Below are 17,066 nucleotides of genomic sequence, written 5' to 3'. Positions count from 1 at the left end.
AATTGGAGAAAACTATGCCAGAACAGCATATTGCGACTGCTTTTGATCGGGATCTTGAGGCCATTCAGGCCCAGATCATGAAGATGGGTGGCCTGGTCGAAGCCGCGATCGTGAAATCGGCGCATTCACTGGAAACCCGCGATGTCGAATTGGCCGAAACAATCATCCGGGACGACCTTGCCATTGATGGGCTGGAAGAGCTGATCAACGAAGAAACGGCCCGTCTGCTGGCCTTGCGGTCGCCGACTGCGGTCGATCTGCGGATTGTTCTGTCGGTGATGAAGATCAGCGCCAACCTGGAACGGATTGGTGATTACGCCAAGAATATCGCCAAACGAACCGGCGTGCTGGCAAAGGCCCAGCCGGTCAATGACAGCGCAGCGGCGCTGCGCCGGATGGCCCGGGAAGTCGAGCTGATGCTGAAAGACGCTTTGGATTCATACATCCAGCGCGATCCTGAACTGGCGCAGGATATCATCGAACGCGATCGCGAGGTCGATCAGATGTACAATGCACTGTTCCGCGAATTCCTGACCTTCATGATGGAAGATCCGCGAAATATCTCGTCCTGCATGCATCTGCATTTCATCGCAAAGAACATCGAACGGATGGGTGATCACGTTACAGCGATTGCCGAACAGGTGGTGTATCTGGTGACGGGGGATCGCCCGGCGGAAGATCGCCAAAAGGCCGATACCACGTCGATCAGCACATTGGAGTTGTAAGAATGTCTGTCGATCAGCCGACAGTTCTTGTGGTCGAAGACGAACTGGCTCAGCGCGAAGTGCTGGCATACAATCTGGAAGCCGAAGGGTTTCGTGTTCTGAAGGCCGAGAATGGCGAAGAAGGGCTCTTGATCGTTGAGGAAGAGAACCCCGATATCATCGTTCTGGACTGGATGATGCCGAACCTGAGCGGGATCGAAGTGTGCCGACGGCTGAAATCGCGCGCTGAAACCCGGTCTATCCCGATCATCATGTTGTCAGCGCGGACCGAAGAACTGGACAAGGTGCGCGGTCTGGAAACCGGGGCGGATGATTATGTGATCAAGCCGTATTCGGTGATCGAACTGATGGCCCGCGTGCGCTCTCAGTTGCGGCGGGTCCGCCCATCGACCGTTGGCCTGCAGCTTGAATTCGATGATATCGTGCTGGACGCCGAAACGCACAAGGTCAGCCGATCGGAAAAACCATTGAAGTTGGGCCCGACCGAGTTTCGCCTGTTGTCGACCTTCATGGAAAAGCCGGGCCGGGTGTGGAGCCGTGAGCAGCTGCTGGACCGGGTCTGGGGGCGCGACATCTATGTTGATACCCGAACCGTGGACGTTCACATCGGTCGATTGCGCAAGGCGTTGACCCAATATGGTGGCGATGATCCGGTGCGGACGGTGCGTGGCGCGGGATACGCGCTGGGGTAAGGGCCGAAACCGGTTAAGTGAGCGGTAATGGCGGATGCCTCCGGCGGGAGTATTTTGCAAAGAGAAGAATGGGGCAGGGCGCGCAGGTCCGGCGTCGTTTAGCGCGGCAACGGGTCTTCGGGCTGGGCCTGTGGCGTCAGCCAGTCACGAAACAGGGACAGGGCGCTGTCATTGGCCTTGGCCAGAGGCCACGCCAGATAATAGGCGCCGGGACTTTCGGTGGCTGCACCGCAGGGCGCGGCAAGCCGGCCCGTGGCGAGATCCTGTTCGACCAGATAATCGGGCATCAGGGCCACGCCAAGCCCATGCAGGGCGGCCTGAGTGATTGTTGAAAACTGATCATACAAGGTTCCGGGAACCGGGCCCGAAAGTGAGACGCCGGCCTGTGTGAACCAATCGGCCCAGGCGCGGGGCCGCGACTGGATGTGAAGCAGCGGCAGGGTCAGCAGGGTCTGCGGTGACGTGATCCGCGCGGCCATTTCGGGTGAACAAATCGGCAAGACCTGTTCGTGCTTCAGCAACAGAGTCCCGGTACCGGGCCAGTTTCCGGACCCGTACCAGATCGCCGCGTCGAAGCTTTCCGAGGCGAAATTGAACGGCTCCAGCCGGGTCGCCATGTTGATGGTCACATCCGGGTGCAGGCGTGCAAAGTCGGGCAGTCTTGGCATCAGCCAGCGCATCCCGAAGGCGGGCAGGATTGCGAGATTCAGCGAGCCACCGCTGTGTGGCACCTGCAAGCGCAGCGCGGACTGGGCAATCTGAGTCAGGGCAGGGCGAATTTCATCGACAAAGGTCCGGGCCTGTGGCGTTAACGTCAGACGTTTCTGCGCTCGGTTGATCAACGCCACGCCCAATTGATCTTCCAGGCCCTGCAATTGACGGCTGATCGCGCTTTGCGTGAGGGCAAGTTCCTGAGCAACCGCCGAGGCACTGCCCAACCTGTCGAGCGCTTCCAGCGCCCTGAGCGCGGCAAAGGAGGGAAGGTGGCGGCGACTTGTCAGCATCTATGCGGTATAGTCATGCAACCATGTAAAAGTCTCGCTGTTTCTTGATGAAATGGCAGGGTAGGGTGCGCCAAACCGGATGCAATGCAAGGAAAACGTCGATGTCTCAACCCACGCTTCGCGCCAAGGATGCTCCGGATCTGTCAAGTTTTGACTGGGCCGATCCGCTGCTGTTGGATGACCAACTGACCGAGGATGAGCGCATGATCAGCGCCAGCGCGCGGTCATACGCTCAGGAAAAACTGCAAAGCCGTGTCACAGATGCCTTTGCCAACGAAACCACCGACCCCGAGATTTTTCGCGAGATGGGCGAAATGGGGCTGTTGGGCACCACGATCCCTGAGGAGTATGGCGGGCTTGGCGGCGGCTATGTGTCATATGGGCTGGTCGCGCGCGAGGTCGAGCGTGTAGACAGCGGGTACCGGTCGATGATGTCGGTGCAAAGTTCGCTCGTGATGTATCCGATCTATGCCTATGGCAGCGAAGAGCAGCGACAGAAGTATCTGCCGAAACTGGCCAGCGGCGAATGGATTGGCTGCTTTGGGCTGACCGAACCAGACGCCGGATCGGACCCGGCTGGCATGAAAACCCGCGCTGAAAAGGTGCAGGGCGGGTATGTGCTGAATGGCTCCAAAATGTGGATTTCCAACGCGCCGATTGCCGATGTGTTCGTGGTCTGGGCAAAGTCCGAAGCGCATGGCGGCAAGATCCGCGGGTTTGTTCTGGAAAAGGGCACCAAGGGTCTGAGCGCGCCGAAGATTGAAAACAAGATGTCGCTGCGCGCGTCGATCACCGGTGAGATTGTTCTGGACGGTGTTGAGGTCAGCGAAGACGCGCTGCTGCCCTATGTGCAGGGGCTGAAAGGTCCGTTCGGCTGTCTGAACCGGGCACGCTATGGCATCAGCTGGGGCGCGATGGGGGCGGCCGAGGCCTGCTGGCATGCCGCGCGCCAGTACGGTCTGGATCGCAAGCAGTTTAACCGCCCGTTGGCACAGACTCAGCTGTTCCAACGCAAGCTGGCAGATATGCAAACCGAGATCACGCTGGGTCTGCACGCGTCGTTGCGGGTTGGCCGTTTGATGGACGAAGCCAGGGCCGCGCCCGAGATGATTTCGATCGTGAAACGCAACAATTGTGGCAAGGCGCTTGAGATCGCGCGCAATGCCCGCGACATGCATGGTGGCAACGGGATCAGCCTGGAATACCAGGTGATCCGCCATCTGCTGAACCTGGAAACTGTCAACACCTATGAGGGCACGCATGACGTGCATGCGCTGATCCTCGGGCGCGCTCAAACCGGGTTGCAGGCGTTTTTCTGAACGCCACTTTGAGCTGGATAACAAGGCCGGGCAGGGTGCCCGGCCTTTGTCATGACTGCGACACTCTGGGGGTGGCCTTCACAAAAGGCATGTTGTACATATATAAAAAACACGATGTGTTAATGGAACATGCTCCCATGCCCGGCCGACTGTGCCGGGCCGATCCTTTGCCAGGGGTGAAACAGTTTGAAAAACATAATGAATATGCTGTCCGAAAGTCTCGGCAAATCCGAGCGTCTGCAACGCTCACTTCCGGTTCTGGACTGGGGGCGCCGCTATGATCGTGATCAGCTGAGCGGTGATTTGACCGCGGCGTTGATCGTGACAATCATGTTGATCCCGCAATCTCTGGCCTATGCCTTGTTGGCGGGGCTGCCGGCTGAGGTGGGTCTGTATGCATCGATCCTGCCCCTGGTCTTTTATGCGCTGTTTGGCACCAGCCGGGCGTTGGCCGTGGGGCCGGTGGCCGTTGTGTCGCTGATGACAGCCTCGGCGCTGGCGCCGTTAGAACTGCAAACGCTGAGCGAATACACCACCGCCGCCGCCGTTCTGGCGCTGCTGTCAGGTCTGATCTTGCTGGGCATGGGCATCTTGCGGTTGGGTGTTGTGGCGAATTTTCTGTCGCATCCGGTGATCGCAGGGTTCATCACGGCCTCGGGCATCCTGATCGCAGCCAGCCAGCTAAAGCATATCCTGGGCGTAACGGCACATGGGCATACCTTGCCCGAGGTGCTGACCTCGATCTGGCATGAACTGCCGAACTTGAACTGGCCAACGCTGATCATCGGCGTTGCCGCGCTGTCCTTCCTGTTCTGGGTGCGCAAGGGCATGGCGCGTGTGCTGGTGTCCAAACTTGGGTTCGAGCCGGGACTGGCCGCAACGATTGCCCGCGTTGGGCCGGTTTTTGCGATCGTCGGCACCACCTTGGTCACTTGGCTGCTGAACTTGCCGGGGGCAGGGGTGAAGGTCGTCGGAGAGGTTCCGACCGGTTTGCCGCCTCTGGGCCTGCCGACGATAGATTTCGCACTGCTTGGCGCGCTGGTCGGCCCTGCAGTGCTGATTTCGGTCATCGGCTATGTGGAATCCGTTTCGGTGGCTCAGACGCTGGCCGCCAAACGCAAACAACGCATCGAACCCAATCAGGAACTGATCGCGCTGGGGGCATCGAACGTGTCGTCGGCTTTGTCGGGCGGCTATCCGGTAACGGGTGGCTTTGCCCGGTCCGTGGTGAATTTCGACGCGGGTGCGCGGACACCTGCGGCAGGGGCATTCACCGCCGTCGGGTTGTTGCTGGCCGCATTGACGCTGACACCGCTGTTGTATTTCTTGCCCAAAGCGACATTGGCCGCGACCATCATCGTTGCGGTGCTGTCATTGGTCGATCTGTCGATCCTGACGCGGAGCTGGGGCTATTCCAGGGCCGATTTTCTCGCAGTTCTGACAACGATCATGCTGACGCTGCTGGTCGGGGTCGAAGTGGGCGTTGCCGCTGGCGTCGGTGTTTCGTTGTTGTTGTTCATCTGGAAAACCTCGCGTCCGCATGTTGCCGAGGTCGGGCTGGTGCCGGGCAGCCAGCATTTCCGCAACATCAACCGCCACAAGGTGCTGACTGATCCGTCTTTCGTAACGCTGCGCATCGATGAAAGCCTGTACTTTGCAAATGCGCGCCGGATGGAGGATCTGATTCAGGCGCGGGTGCTTCAGAACCGGGATGAGCTGAAGCATGTGATCCTGATGTTCTCGGCCGTGAACGAGGTCGACTTTAGCGCCCTTGAGTCCCTTGAGGCGATCAATCAGCGTCTCAAGGACATGGGCATCACGATGCATCTTTCCGAAGTCAAAGGCCCGGTTATGGACCGTTTGATCCGAAGTCACTTCCTTGAAGAGATGACAGGGCAGATCTTCCTGTCGCAATACGAGGCCTTCGAACGGCTCAAGCGGGTGAGCAAAGAGCAGATTGCAGAACCTAGCGCGGCCTGACATGGCTTGGCCATACCAATCATACGATAATCTTATAATCAGTATTATGTTAAATTAGTACACATTGGACCATTGCGATTAACCGCAATGGTCCAATGTGTTAGCTGGATGTGCTGACAGATCCGTCAAGCAAACGAGATGTCGATGCTTGCGTCAAAAGTTGACGCCACGCCTTCGACCAGGATGGATTGACCCTGCCCAAGCGCAACTTCGATCAGAACGTCGTCGCCGATGATTTGCGTTGTCACGTCTGACTCGTCAATGGCGACTGCCAGGATGATGCTGTCAAAACCGACTTCGAAATCGGTGATCGTATCGTTGCCGAATGTGCCTTCAAAAATGAAGTTGTCGCTGGTCTTGTCGCCATCGCCGCCGCCATTCGCAGACAAGATGTCGTCGCCCAGTCCGCCATTCAGAAAGTCCGGCCCCAGTCCTGAGGACAGCACGTCGTTGCCACGCCCACCGAACAGTTCATCGCTGGCGTCGCCGCCCTGAATGGTGTCGTTGCCGTTGTCGCCATACATGATGTTGGTGCCGTCGCCGCCGATGATCATGTCATTGCCACCGCCGCCATAGATGAAATCAGAGCCATCATTGCCGTAGATCATGTCATTGCCGCTGCCGCCGCGCAGCGTATCGCCGTCGTCGCCACCGTGAATTGTGTCGCGCCCGTCGCCACCGTTGATCAGGTCAGAACCGGTTCCGCCAAACATCATGTCGTCGCCGCTGTCGCCCATCATCATGTCATTGCCAGCGCCGCCTTCCATGTCGTCGTGACCCTGACCGCCATGCATCTCGTCCGATCCACGCCCGCCAAGGATAGTGTCGTCACCGGCATCTCCGTACAGCTCATCGTTGTCTTCGCCACCTCGAATGAAATCGAACCCGCCGCCGCCGCTGATGAAATCTTCGCCTTCGCTACCAACCAGTTTGTCGTCGCCGGTGTTGCCGTAAATGGTGTCGTTTCCAGTCAGTCCGATAAACGTGTCGTCGCCATTAAAGCCGTGCGCTATGTCATTGAAAGACCCCAGAATATAGAAGTCTTTCCCGGCCGCACCGACAAAGTCGTACTGCAACGGAACAACCAGAAGGTCGCCAAAAGTAACCGCTGTGTCCGAGGCGTTCGAATTCAGCACATCCAGCGAGGCGTCGAGGTTTGTGAACCTCCATGCGTTTTGCTGGTCGCCGCGTTCGTATGAGTAATAGCTGGTAACCGTGCCGGAATACCGCTCTGTCACAGGATCATAGTCAAACCCGTAGCCGGATACATGCTGGACATAGGTGACGTTGTCATTGAATCCTCCGACAAAGACGAGCTTTGCGTGGTGTTCCGACAGCACTTCGTAGGTCATTGTCTGAGCCGCGAGGCCATTCACAAAGTTGGGTCCAAACCAGTCCCCATAAATTGTAACTGTGGTGGTCGAAAGGTTAAGTCCGCTTTCCATGGGATCTCTTTCATGTTGTTTGAACAAAATATTCGATTTGGGCACCCAAATAGGTGGCCGAAAATTGATACCTGCGTGTCGCCTGCCCTTCAGCGAAGGTGATCAATGTGCAGCTACAGGTATCATTGACCTTACGGCATCTTCGTCAATTGTGAATGCTTGAATCGGAATTTTCAGTTCAAACGGAATTCGCCCACGATGTTTCGCCATTCCCCGGAAGACAGCATTTTGCGATGCGTGAACCGAACGGAATGCAACGGTCCGTCGATCTCTTTCTGCCAGAACTCGACAAAATCAAACAACTTGGGATGATCCGGCGCCAGATCGTAGTCTTGCCAGATGAACGTGTTCAGGACGTGAATGTAATCGGGCATATGATAGAAAAACTCAGCCGTGGTCAGGCCATAACCTTTCAGCATCAACTCGGTCTCGGATTGGGGCATTTGAACCTCCTTCTTGACTGCGTCCAAAGCCATGATCCAACAAATTCTTTAGTTTTCATATAAAACAATGTGTTAGCAGTTCTGGAAGGCGGCTGCCAACGCGTCGTTCAAAGGCCCATTGCACCTTATATGACGGTAATGATAAGGTAAGAACACAACATATAGACCCTGCACAAAGATTGGGCACGAGACGTGAGCGATACGCCGGAAACCCCTGAAAACATGGATGAAACCCCGCCAGAGCGGCCGGCCTATGAAGGCCCGACTGTCTCTATCGAATCCGAGATGCGCACATCCTATCTGGATTATGCCATGTCGGTCATCGTTTCGCGCGCGATCCCGGATCTGCGCGACGGGTTGAAACCGGTGCACCGCCGGATCCTCTATGCGATGCACGAAACGGGCAATTCGCACGACAAATCGTACAGAAAATCTGCGCGCCCGGTCGGCGATGTCATGGGTAAGTATCACCCGCACGGCGACTCAGCGATTTATGACGCCTTGGTCCGAATGGCGCAGGATTTCTCGATGTCATTGCCGCTGCTGGATGGTCAGGGCAACTTTGGATCGATGGACGGCGATAACCCGGCGGCCATGCGCTATACCGAAGTCCGGATGGACAAGCCTGCCGCGTTTTTGCTGGCTGATATCGACAAGGAAACTGTCGATTTTCAGGACAACTATGACGGTAAGGATCAGGAGCCGACCGTGCTCCCTGCCCGCTTCCCGAACATGCTGGTCAACGGCGCTGGCGGTATTGCTGTCGGCATGGCCACGAACATCCCGCCGCATAACCTGGGCGAAGTGGTTGATGCCACGCTGGCTTTGATCGACGAACCGGATCTGACCAGCGAACAGTTGATTAACTATGTCCCGGGTCCGGATTTCCCGACCGGTGGTGTCATGTTGGGCAGAACCGGCGCGCGAAAGGCGTATCTTGAAGGGCGTGGCAGCGTCATCATCCGGGCCAAGACCCGTGTCGAAGAGATCCGCAAAGACCGCTATGCCATTGTTGTGGATGAGATTCCCTATCAGGTGAACAAGGCCTCAATGATCGAAAAGATCGCCGAGGCGGTGCGCGAAAAACGCATTGAAGGCGTCAGCCACGTTCAGGATGAATCCGACCGTAACGGTGTGCGCGTCGTAATTGAACTGAAGCGCGATGCGACGGCCGAAGTGGTGCTGAACCAGCTGTTCCGCTTTTCGCCAATGCAGACCTCGTTCGGGTGCAACATGCTGGCGCTGAATGGTGGCCGCCCCGAACAGCTGACGTTGCGGAGATTCCTTACCTCTTTCATAGACTTCCGCGAGGATGTTGTGGTGCGGCGCACCGCGTTTGAACTGCGCAAGGCGCGTGATCGCAGCCACATCCTATGTGGTCTGGCCGTCGCTGTGTCCAACGTTGATGAGATCGTTGCAACGATCCGCAGTTCGGCAGATGCCGCCGAAGCGCGTGAAAAACTGATGACCCGGCGTTGGCCAGCCGCGGATATCGCGGGTTATATCCAGCTGATCGACGACCCGACCCACCCGATGAATGATGACGGGACCTATAATCTGTCGGAAACCCAGGCCCGTGCCATCCTTGAATTGCGTCTGCAGCGCCTCACTCAAATTGGCGTCAAGGAAGTTACTGACGAACTTGAAGAACTGGCCCGTAAGATTCAGGAATACCTGGAAATTCTGGGTTCGCGTGACCGGATCATGGCGATCATCGGAGACGAACTGCGCGAGGTCAAAGACCTGTTCGCCGTGCCGCGTCGCACCGAGATTGTCGACTGGTCCGGCGACATGGAAGACGAAGACCTGATCGAGCGTGAAGACATGGTCGTGACCGTGACTTCGGGCGGGTATATCAAGCGCACGCCTCTGGTCGATTTCCGTTCTCAGAAGCGGGGCGGCAAAGGCATGGCCGGGATGCAGACCAAAGAAGAAGACGTGGTCACCACGCTCTTTGTGGCCAACACGCATACCCAGCTTCTGTTCTTCACCACCGAAGGCATGGTTTATAAGCTCAAGACCTGGCGCCTGCCCCAAGGTGGCCGAACTGCCAAGGGCAAGGCCGTCGTCAATATCCTGCCAATCCCGACAGGTGTGTCGATTGCGGCGATCATGCCGGTCGACGTGCCGGACGAAGAGTGGGAAAACCTGCAGGTGATCTTTGCGACATCGGCTGGCGATGTGCGCCGCAACCGGTTGTCGGATTTCACCAACGTGCGCCGCAACGGCAAGATCGCGATGAAGCTGCCAGAAGATGGATCCGTTCATCTGGTAAATGCGCGGATTTGTTCTGAAGACGATGACGTGATGCTGTTCACCAATTCTGGCCGTGCGATCCGATTCCGCACGACGGATGTGCGGGTATTTAACTCGCGCGAATCCACCGGTGTGCGGGGCATCCGACTGTCCAATGGCGATCGGGTTGTGTCGATGTCTGTGATCCGACATTTTGAAGCCACGCCCGAAGATCGCGTTGCTTATCTGAAAATGCGTCGCGCTGTTGCCGGACTGACCGATGAAGATGGATCGGACGACGAAGAAGTCGCTGCAAGCGATACCTTTGGTCCCGAAAAATACGCGCGGATGTCGGCTGCCGAAAACCTGATCCTGACCATCACGGCGGGTGGTTCGGGTAAGTTGAGTTCTTCACATGATTATCCGGTGCGCGGCCGCGGCGGCATGGGTGTTGCAGCGATGGACAAGGCGATGCGCGGCGGTGAAATCGTGGCCTCCTTCCCGGTTGAGATGGACGACCAGATCATGCTTGCGACGTCCAAGGGGCAATCGATCCGGGTCCCGGTTGACGGAATCTCGTTCCGGTCGCGCAGTGCCGGTGGCGTCAAGGTGTTCAACACGGGCGTCCGAGAAGAAGTCGTGAGCGTGGCCTGGATCGCCGATCAGGGCGACGAGGACGACGGCGAAGAATGACGGTTTGATCCGTAATACTTAAGTCTTCGGGCCCGCGATCATTATGATCCGGGCCCGATTTTTTTTGATCTTGACGGGTAATGTGGAGTCCAGTGGATTTTGAATAAAGTGTTGCGAGTTGGCTTTGTTTTGTGGCTAAACTGAATCAATAAAACTAAAAAACAAACATAGCTGAATTGGGTAATTTTTATGTTCAAGATCTTTTCAATCTCTGCCGCAGTCAGTCTGGCGCTTCTGTCAACCTCGGCATCAGCTGCTGAACTCAAAGGCTCTGACTTGGTGACCGCGCTAAATGGCAACACGTTTGACTGCAAGTTCGGTGGAGGATCAATGGTCTGGTCCTTTTCCAAATCGGACCCCGCGGGAAAAAGTTTTCCCTACACTGTCACCATGGACGGCAAGACCACTCAGGCGGGCTATAATCTGCACAAGAACGGCAAAATGCGCAACGCAAGTACAAATGCCAGCCGCAAGATCGTTCAGAACAAAAATGGCAGCTTGACAGTGTCGGGGTCTGGCGTTCCAAAATCAACCTGCGTGAAACAGTAATCCCGTCTGCGAGGGCGTCAGCTTTAAGAACTGTTTTCTGCGACCACGATACCGGATGATATCGGGCGGCGATCAGCTGCCCGTTTTCACCAAAGGGGCCTGAATGCAGATCCAGATCGACGTTGCGATGGAGTATGATCTTTCTGGTGACCTTCTTGCTTGCCTGGCGTTCGAGGTGGCCCGGACATCAGCCCAGACTGTTTTTTACGAGACACTGAGCTTTCCCAATGCAACGTTGACCCGCGTGGCGGGTGAGGCTGGCGTCGGACAGCGTTTGTGGGCCGGGCTTCAGATGCCGAGGATGTCGGTGCGATACTGCGCGCAAGCCGAAATTACCCCGGACGCGACAGCGCTTGAGACCCTGTACAGCACACCGCGTCACGCCTTGCCGGGCGAAGTGCTAAGCTTTTTGCGCCCGTCCCGCTATTGCCAGTCCGATATGTTCATCGGTTTTGTCGCGCGTCGGTTCGGCCATTTGCAGGGCGGCGCAAAAGTGGCCGCGATCCGCGACTGGGTGCACACCGAAATGGACTATGTGCCGGGCACTTCGGACGCTACGACCACGGTGATTGACACGTTCGCCGCGCGCGCAGGCGTTTGTCGCGATTATGCGCATATGGTCTGTGCCTTAGTCCGCGCGGCGGACATCCCGGCGCGCTATTGTTCGGTGTACGGCATAGGTGTGCAGCCGCCCGACTTCCACGCCGTCGCACAGGTCTGGCTGGACGGCAGATGGCACAATGTCGATGCAACCGGCATGTGTCACCCGGACGAGGTTGCCGTGATCTCGGTTGGCCGCGACGCTTGCGACGTGGCCTTTATGGAGACATCGGACCCCGCCGGGTTCATCTATCAAAACGTCAACGTGATGCGGATTTAGAGGCCGTAGATCTCGCTAAACTTTGCTTCAAGATAGGCCAGCAACGGCTCGGGGCCGGGTGTCACTCCGCTGGCCCGTTCGATCACATCGCGCGGGGCATAGAGCCCGCCGTGGCGTTGCAGGTTTTCGCGCAGCCATCCTGTGGCACCAGACGTGTCGCCCTGCCCCAGGTTCGTGTCCAGATCCGGCACGGCGCCGCGCAACGCGCCATACAAACACCCAGCATAGACGTTGCCCAGAGAATAGGTCGGGAAATAACCGAACAGACCGACCGACCAATGCACATCCTGCAAACAGCCATTCGACGGCTTGTCGACAGCATATCCGAAATCGGCGGCAAACCGGTCGTTCCAGGCGGCTTCCAGATCATCAACAGCCAGATCCCCGCTCATCAACGCGCGCTCCAGATCGAAGCGCAGCATGATGTGCAGATTATACTGAATCTCGTCCGCTTCGGTCCGGATGTACCCGTTTTGGACCCGGTTCACAGCCGCATAAAACGCATCGGCATCGGCCACGCCAAGATCGCCAAAGGTGTCTTGCATCTGGGTGAACAGCCAGCCGGTGAAAGCGCGCGAGCGGCCCAGTTGGTTTTCGTAGATGCGACTTTGACTTTCGTGCACGCCCATCGAAACGCCACTTCCCAGCGGAGTCAGCGCAAAGGCGGGGTCGACGCCAAGTTCGTAACAGGCATGGCCGGTTTCATGGATCGTTGAATAGATGCAGTTGAACGGATCGGTCGCAGATGTACGGGTCGTGATCCGGACATCCGATCCGCTGCCCGAGCTGAACGGGTGCACTGCCTTGTCCAGCCGACCCCGGTTCAGATCATAGCCAAATGCCACCGCCAGCTTTTCAGACAAGGCCATCTGCGCCGCCGCATCATAGGTTCCGCTCAAACCCTGCGGTTCTGGTTGATCAAGAACAGCCGCCCGCAACGCCACCAGACGCGGGCGCATGGCATCAAAGGTGTCGCCAATTTGCGTCCCGGTTGTGCCAGGTTCATAATCCTCAAGCATCGCGTCATAGATGTCGCCGCCGGCGGCCAGGGCCGCGCCTTCTTCGCGCTTCAGGGCGACAACTTCTTCCAGAACCGGAAGGAACGCGTCGACGTCTTCATCGGCGCGGGCCGCAGCCCATTTGCCTTGCGCCTCGGACGTGACCTGTGCGATTTTGCGCGCCAGATCCGCGGGTACTTTCAGCGTCCGCTCATAGCTGCGACGGATTTCGCGCAGTTGCGCCGCGCTGACGTCATCGGTGGCTTCAGCCTTGTCCAGCCAATCGCCGACGCGCGGATCTGATCTGCGCGCGTGCAGCACGGCTTCCATTGCCGCCATCTCGGCCCCGCGTTGTGACGCTGCGCCGCGTGGCATCATTGTTTCCTGATCCCAGCCCAGACGACCGGCAATCTGGCCCATCGCGCTGGTATCGCGCTGAAAGGCCATCAATTCATCATACGCGCTCATGCTGGGGCTCCCCGGACAGATGTGACTTGTGGATAGGCAGACAGGAACCGGGCGCGCAGGATCGCGACCCAGACAACGACCGCCAAAAGCTGATGGACAATCGCGATATGCAGCGGTGCGGCATAGACCACGGTCACGATGCCCAGAACAACCTGTAGCAACAGCGCTGCAAAGGCCGCGTTAAACGCAAACCGCGTGTTCGGGTGTGCCGAAGCCCGTCCGCGCATCCAGACCACCACGCCGAAGGCCAAAAGAAGATACCCGCTGACCCGGTGAATGAACTGCACAAGGCCCGGGTTTTCAAAGAAATTTCGCCATGCCGGTTCCAGCAGCATCGGATCGGGCGGGATCACCTGCCCGCCCATCAGCGGCCAGTCAGTATAACTGCGTCCGGCATCGATACCCGCCACCAGTGCGCCCAGCAGGATCTGCAGGAACGCAAAGTGCAGCAACCCGGTAGACATCCCGAACAGCTTGGCATCCTTGGCCCGCCGCGCCTGCATCAGATCACGGTCCGTGCGACCCAGTTCAAACACATACCACGCGATGACGCCCAGAATAACAAAGGCCAGTCCCAGATGCAGCGCCAACCGGTACGAGGCGACCGAAGTCATGCCTTCGCCCTGCGTCAAGCCCGATGCAACCATCCACCCGCCGATGGCCCCTTGCAGGCCACCCAGCGCACCGGGAATGATCAGTTTGCCGGTCCACCCTGTTGGGATCTTGCGCGCGATCAGGAAGCCGAAGAACCCAAGTGCCCAGACCAGCCCGATGACACGGCCCAATTGGCGGTGGCCCCATTCCCACCAGTAGATCTGTTTAAAATCAGACAGTTGCATCCATTGATTTTCGATCTGCCACTGGTCGATCTGCTTGTATTTATCGAACTCAGATTGCCAATCCGCTTCGGTCATCGGTGGCATTGCCCCTGTGACCGGGCGCCATTCGGTGATCGACAACCCGCTGTCGGTCAGCCGGGTCAACCCGCCCACGACGATCATCGCAACGACCAATGCGAACAGGATCATCAGCCAGACGCGGATGCCGTTGCGCGCGCCGCCCCGTCCCTTGTCGATCAGACCGGGTTGGGTCACCGGACGCACGGGGTCATCGCCCGAGACCTCTTCAAAGATGTTGCGCTTGCCGCTCATGCCATCCTCACATTCTGCTTTGTTCCGAAGCTAGGTGCAGGCCCCGGCGTCGTCCAGTCTCAGTCGCCGCGTTCTTTCCAACGGACCATCTGCCGCATGATGCCATGAAACATCTGAACATCGGCGCGGGTCAGTTCCATCCGGCTCCACAGGTTGCGCAGATTGGTTTTCATGCCATCGGCCTTGGTGTCGGGAAAGAAGAACCCCGCCTGATCCAGCCGATCTTCGTAGTGCTGTGCCAGCTTTTCAACCTCAAGCCCGGTGGCCCAATCGGTCTGCCGCCGCCTGTCCACGGTTTCGTGGACGATACCGGCCTGCTGGCGTTGCCATTCGTATCCGGTCAGCAACACGCATTGCGCCAGGTTCAGCGACGCGAATTCGGGGTTCACCGGAACCGAGATGATGGCGTTGGCCTTGGCGATATCGTCGTTTTCCAACCCGGCGCGTTCAGGTCCGAACATCACCGCAACCTTTTCACCCGCCGCGATTTTTTCGGCAGCGATCTGCATCGCGCGTTCGGGGCTGAGCACGGGTTTGGTCAGGCCGCGCGGGCGCGCCGTTGTCGCCATGACATAAGAACAATCGGCCACTGCATCGGCGACGCCGTCAAACAACCCGGCTTCGTCCAGCAAACGCCCTGCCCCGCTCGACATGGCGACGGCCTTTTGGTTTGGCCAGCCATCGCGCGGATCAACGATGCGCATCCGGTCCAGACCAAAGTTCCACATGGCCCGCGCGGCGGCCCCGATGTTCTCGCCCATTTGCGGGCGAACCAGGACAAAGGCAGGCTGCGGCGTGGCGGTGGGCATCATGATCCTCCGGAAATCTGGCCTGCTCTAGTCGCCCAGACGACCAAGGGCAAGCCGCCTGCCCTGCAAAAACGTTTGATTCCCGCCGTTAATCCGCTAAACCGCGCGGCACGACCATTGAAGGACCACCGCTATGGACGCCCCCGAGCAGCCGCAACTTTATCTGATCACCCCGCCGGTGTTTGACGCCGACGCATTTGCACCGGTTTTGGCCAATGTCCTGGACGGGTTGCCAATTGCCTGCATCCGCCTGGCCATGGCCAGCACGGACGAAGACACTGTAGCCCGCGCTGCGGATGCGCTGCGCGCCGTGGCCCATGCCCGCGATATCGCGATCGTGGTGAATGACCATGTGTTGCTGGCTGAACGGCTGGGGCTTGACGGTGTGCACCTGAGCGATGCCGGAAAATCGGTGCGCGCGGCCCGCAAGACGCTGGGCGCGGATGCGATCGTTGGCAGCTTTTGTGGTGTGTCCAGCCATGATGGGCTGTCCGCCGGTGAAGCCGGGGCTGACTACATCAGCTTTGGCCCGGTCAGCGGATCGGGTTTGGGGGACGGGTCGGTGGCTGACACTGAGTTGTTCCAGTGGTGGTCGGATGTCGTCGAATTGCCGGTTGTCGCTGAAGGTGGCCTGACCCCCGACCTGGTGGCTCAACTTGCCCCGATGACTGATTTCTTCGGAATCGGGGATGAGATTTGGTCAGCGGATGATCCGCTGTCAGCCCTCAAGACGCTGATTGCACCTCTGGACTGACAAGGATCAGCCCTATTAGATTCATCGGGTAATCCTGCGTCTCTTGACTTTTGTCCAACTGGGATCAGCATTTGGTGAACACACAGGATCGGGTTCCATGCTGCTGCGCTTTGTTGCCACTGTCATTTCCGGCGTTTGCCTTTCGGCCTTCCCGGCGGCGGGCCATGAATTCTGGTTGTCGCCGGATCGGCCACAGGTTGAAGTCGGCACCGAAATCCAGGCCGATTTCAGAAACGGAGAACGGTTTCGCGGTGCAACATATCCGTTCTTTCCGGGCCAATCCGAACGGTTCGACGTTATCGTTAATGGTGAAACGCGCGTTTACCTGGGTAATGCAGGCGATTATCCGGCTTTCCGGATGCAGGCAGATGAACCGGGCCTTTGGGTTCTCGTGCATCAGACAGCCCCATCCCGTATCACCTATCCGCAATGGAAAAACTTTGAGAAATTCACCACCCACAAAGATTTCCCGCAAGCGCGCGACCAACACATCGCTCGCGGATTGCCAGCGTCGGGTTTTAGCGAATTATACACCCGATATGTCAAGGCATTGGTCGGGGTTGGCAATGCCAAAGGGGCTGACGGGCGCACAGGGCTTGAAACAGAATTCGTTGCGCTTACGAACCCTTACACCGATGATTTAACTCAAGGGGTCTCGGTTGGTCTGCTCTATGAAAACCTGCCGAGGCCCGATGCTCAGGTCGAAGTGTTCGACCGAGCGCCAGATGGCCAAGTGACTATTACCCTGCACCGGACCGACCAATTGGGTCAGGTCGTGATCCCGGTGTCTGCAGGTCATGACTACCTTCTTGATGCGGTCGTCTTACGTCCCGCTGATGACGATGACGCAGCCGTTTGGGAAACCCTATGGGCGGCGCTTACGTTTTCGACCCCGGTGCAGTAACCGCGCTTGCACCATTC

The 17,066-nt window shown here is 58.0% G+C and carries 15 protein-coding genes; 9 read left to right on the top strand and 6 right to left on the bottom strand.

Features of this window, described 5'->3' with window-relative positions; genetic code table 11:
- The first annotated feature begins 14 nt into the window (after window positions 1–14).
- Together phoU and phoB are read left to right on the top strand one after the other, a co-directional pair.
- Complete coding sequence (gene phoU / locus FOY56_RS08625; RefSeq protein ID WP_146345433.1) at window positions 15–725, top strand: phosphate signaling complex protein PhoU; 711 nt, start codon at window positions 15–17, stop codon at window positions 723–725.
- A 2-nt stretch (window positions 726–727) separates the two neighbouring features.
- Window positions 728–1,417: a phosphate regulon transcriptional regulator PhoB gene (phoB, locus tag FOY56_RS08620; protein WP_146345432.1), complete on the top strand. Its 690-nt coding sequence runs from the start codon at window positions 728–730 to the stop codon at window positions 1,415–1,417.
- A 98-nt stretch (window positions 1,418–1,515) separates the two neighbouring features.
- Here the strand turns inward: phoB and FOY56_RS08615 are convergent, their stop codons facing one another.
- A complete protein-coding gene (locus FOY56_RS08615) occupies window positions 1,516–2,421 on the bottom strand; it encodes a LysR family transcriptional regulator (RefSeq protein WP_146345431.1) in 906 nt (301 codons plus the stop codon).
- A gap of 101 nt (window positions 2,422–2,522) precedes the next feature.
- On the opposite strand from FOY56_RS08615, the gene FOY56_RS08610 reads away from it, so the two are divergent.
- Both FOY56_RS08610 and FOY56_RS08605 read left to right on the top strand, forming a co-directional pair.
- Complete coding sequence (locus FOY56_RS08610; protein WP_146345430.1) at window positions 2,523–3,740, top strand: acyl-CoA dehydrogenase; 1,218 nt, start codon at window positions 2,523–2,525, stop codon at window positions 3,738–3,740.
- 204 nt (window positions 3,741–3,944) lie between these two features.
- Complete coding sequence (locus FOY56_RS08605; RefSeq protein ID WP_146345673.1) at window positions 3,945–5,720, top strand: SulP family inorganic anion transporter; 1,776 nt, start codon at window positions 3,945–3,947, stop codon at window positions 5,718–5,720.
- Between the two features lie 125 nt (window positions 5,721–5,845).
- On the opposite strand, the gene FOY56_RS08600 is transcribed toward FOY56_RS08605, so the two are convergent.
- Window positions 5,846–7,165 carry a calcium-binding protein gene (locus FOY56_RS08600; RefSeq protein WP_146345429.1) on the bottom strand — a complete coding sequence of 440 codons (1,320 nt, stop codon included), beginning with the start codon at window positions 7,163–7,165 and terminating at the stop codon, window positions 5,846–5,848.
- Between the two features lie 173 nt (window positions 7,166–7,338).
- The gene (locus tag FOY56_RS08595; RefSeq protein ID WP_146345428.1) at window positions 7,339–7,608 is read right to left on the bottom strand and encodes an usg protein; all 270 of its coding nucleotides are present in this window, start codon (window positions 7,606–7,608) and stop codon (window positions 7,339–7,341) included.
- A 192-nt stretch (window positions 7,609–7,800) separates the two neighbouring features.
- Between FOY56_RS08595 and gyrA the strand changes: the two genes are divergently transcribed.
- From gyrA to FOY56_RS08580, 3 genes are all read left to right on the top strand, one after another.
- Window positions 7,801–10,536 (top strand): DNA gyrase subunit A, encoded by a 2,736-nt coding sequence (gene gyrA / locus FOY56_RS08590; protein ID WP_146345427.1) that lies wholly within the window; start codon window positions 7,801–7,803, stop codon window positions 10,534–10,536.
- A gap of 189 nt (window positions 10,537–10,725) precedes the next feature.
- The gene (locus FOY56_RS08585; protein WP_146345426.1) at window positions 10,726–11,085 is read left to right on the top strand and encodes a hypothetical protein; all 360 of its coding nucleotides are present in this window, start codon (window positions 10,726–10,728) and stop codon (window positions 11,083–11,085) included.
- Window positions 11,086–11,188: 103 nt separating this feature from the next.
- Entirely contained in the window at window positions 11,189–11,965 is a 777-nt protein-coding gene (locus FOY56_RS08580) for a transglutaminase-like domain-containing protein (protein WP_146345425.1), read from the top strand.
- Here FOY56_RS08580 and FOY56_RS08575 read toward each other — a convergent pair.
- From FOY56_RS08575 to FOY56_RS08565, 3 genes are read right to left on the bottom strand one after another with little or no spacing between them, the layout of a single operon-like run.
- A complete protein-coding gene (locus FOY56_RS08575) occupies window positions 11,962–13,431 on the bottom strand; it encodes a carboxypeptidase M32 (RefSeq protein WP_146345424.1) in 1,470 nt (489 codons plus the stop codon). The genes FOY56_RS08580 and FOY56_RS08575 overlap by 4 nt on opposite strands.
- Complete coding sequence (ctaA, locus tag FOY56_RS08570; RefSeq protein WP_146345423.1) at window positions 13,428–14,582, bottom strand: heme A synthase; 1,155 nt, start codon at window positions 14,580–14,582, stop codon at window positions 13,428–13,430. The genes FOY56_RS08575 and ctaA overlap by 4 nt, the downstream gene beginning before the upstream one ends.
- Before the next feature lie 59 nt (window positions 14,583–14,641).
- A complete protein-coding gene (locus FOY56_RS08565; protein WP_146345672.1) occupies window positions 14,642–15,391 on the bottom strand; it encodes an RNA methyltransferase in 750 nt (249 codons plus the stop codon).
- Window positions 15,392–15,524: 133 nt separating this feature from the next.
- Here FOY56_RS08565 and FOY56_RS08560 point away from each other — a divergent pair, with 133 nt between their 5' ends.
- Window positions 15,525–16,145 carry a thiamine phosphate synthase gene (locus tag FOY56_RS08560; RefSeq protein WP_146345422.1) on the top strand — a complete coding sequence of 207 codons (621 nt, stop codon included), beginning with the start codon at window positions 15,525–15,527 and terminating at the stop codon, window positions 16,143–16,145.
- Between the two features lie 97 nt (window positions 16,146–16,242).
- Window positions 16,243–17,049: a DUF4198 domain-containing protein gene (locus FOY56_RS08555; protein ID WP_146345421.1), complete on the top strand. Its 807-nt coding sequence runs from the start codon at window positions 16,243–16,245 to the stop codon at window positions 17,047–17,049.
- Window positions 17,050–17,066: the final 17 nt, after the last annotated feature.

Source organism: Falsiphaeobacter marinintestinus, assembly GCF_007923355.1.
Lineage (GTDB): Bacteria > Pseudomonadota > Alphaproteobacteria > Rhodobacterales > Rhodobacteraceae > Phaeobacter_A > Phaeobacter_A marinintestinus.
The sequence above is the reverse complement of the archived record's forward strand: the minus strand, read 5'-3'. Positions and strand labels throughout refer to the sequence as shown.

Bases quoted from the DNA above. Each gene is read 5' to 3' on its own strand.
- phoU (WP_146345433.1), top strand. From the start codon at position 15: ATGCCAGAACAGCATATTGCGACTGCTTTTGATCGGGATCTTGAGGCC.
- phoB (WP_146345432.1), top strand. From the start codon at position 728: ATGTCTGTCGATCAGCCGACAGTTCTTGTGGTCGAAGACGAACTGGCT.
- FOY56_RS08615 (WP_146345431.1), bottom strand. From the start codon at position 2,421: ATGCTGACAAGTCGCCGCCACCTTCCCTCCTTTGCCGCGCTCAGGGCG.
- FOY56_RS08610 (WP_146345430.1), top strand. From the start codon at position 2,523: ATGTCTCAACCCACGCTTCGCGCCAAGGATGCTCCGGATCTGTCAAGT.
- FOY56_RS08605 (WP_146345673.1), top strand. From the start codon at position 3,945: ATGCTGTCCGAAAGTCTCGGCAAATCCGAGCGTCTGCAACGCTCACTT.
- FOY56_RS08600 (WP_146345429.1), bottom strand. From the start codon at position 7,165: ATGGAAAGCGGACTTAACCTTTCGACCACCACAGTTACAATTTATGGG.
- FOY56_RS08595 (WP_146345428.1), bottom strand. From the start codon at position 7,608: ATGCCCCAATCCGAGACCGAGTTGATGCTGAAAGGTTATGGCCTGACC.
- FOY56_RS08585 (WP_146345426.1), top strand. From the start codon at position 10,726: ATGTTCAAGATCTTTTCAATCTCTGCCGCAGTCAGTCTGGCGCTTCTG.
- FOY56_RS08580 (WP_146345425.1), top strand. From the start codon at position 11,189: ATGCAGATCCAGATCGACGTTGCGATGGAGTATGATCTTTCTGGTGAC.
- FOY56_RS08575 (WP_146345424.1), bottom strand. From the start codon at position 13,431: ATGAGCGCGTATGATGAATTGATGGCCTTTCAGCGCGATACCAGCGCG.
- ctaA (WP_146345423.1), bottom strand. From the start codon at position 14,582: ATGAGCGGCAAGCGCAACATCTTTGAAGAGGTCTCGGGCGATGACCCC.
- FOY56_RS08565 (WP_146345672.1), bottom strand. From the start codon at position 15,391: ATGCCCACCGCCACGCCGCAGCCTGCCTTTGTCCTGGTTCGCCCGCAA.
- FOY56_RS08560 (WP_146345422.1), top strand. From the start codon at position 15,525: ATGGACGCCCCCGAGCAGCCGCAACTTTATCTGATCACCCCGCCGGTG.
- FOY56_RS08555 (WP_146345421.1), top strand. From the start codon at position 16,243: ATGCTGCTGCGCTTTGTTGCCACTGTCATTTCCGGCGTTTGCCTTTCG.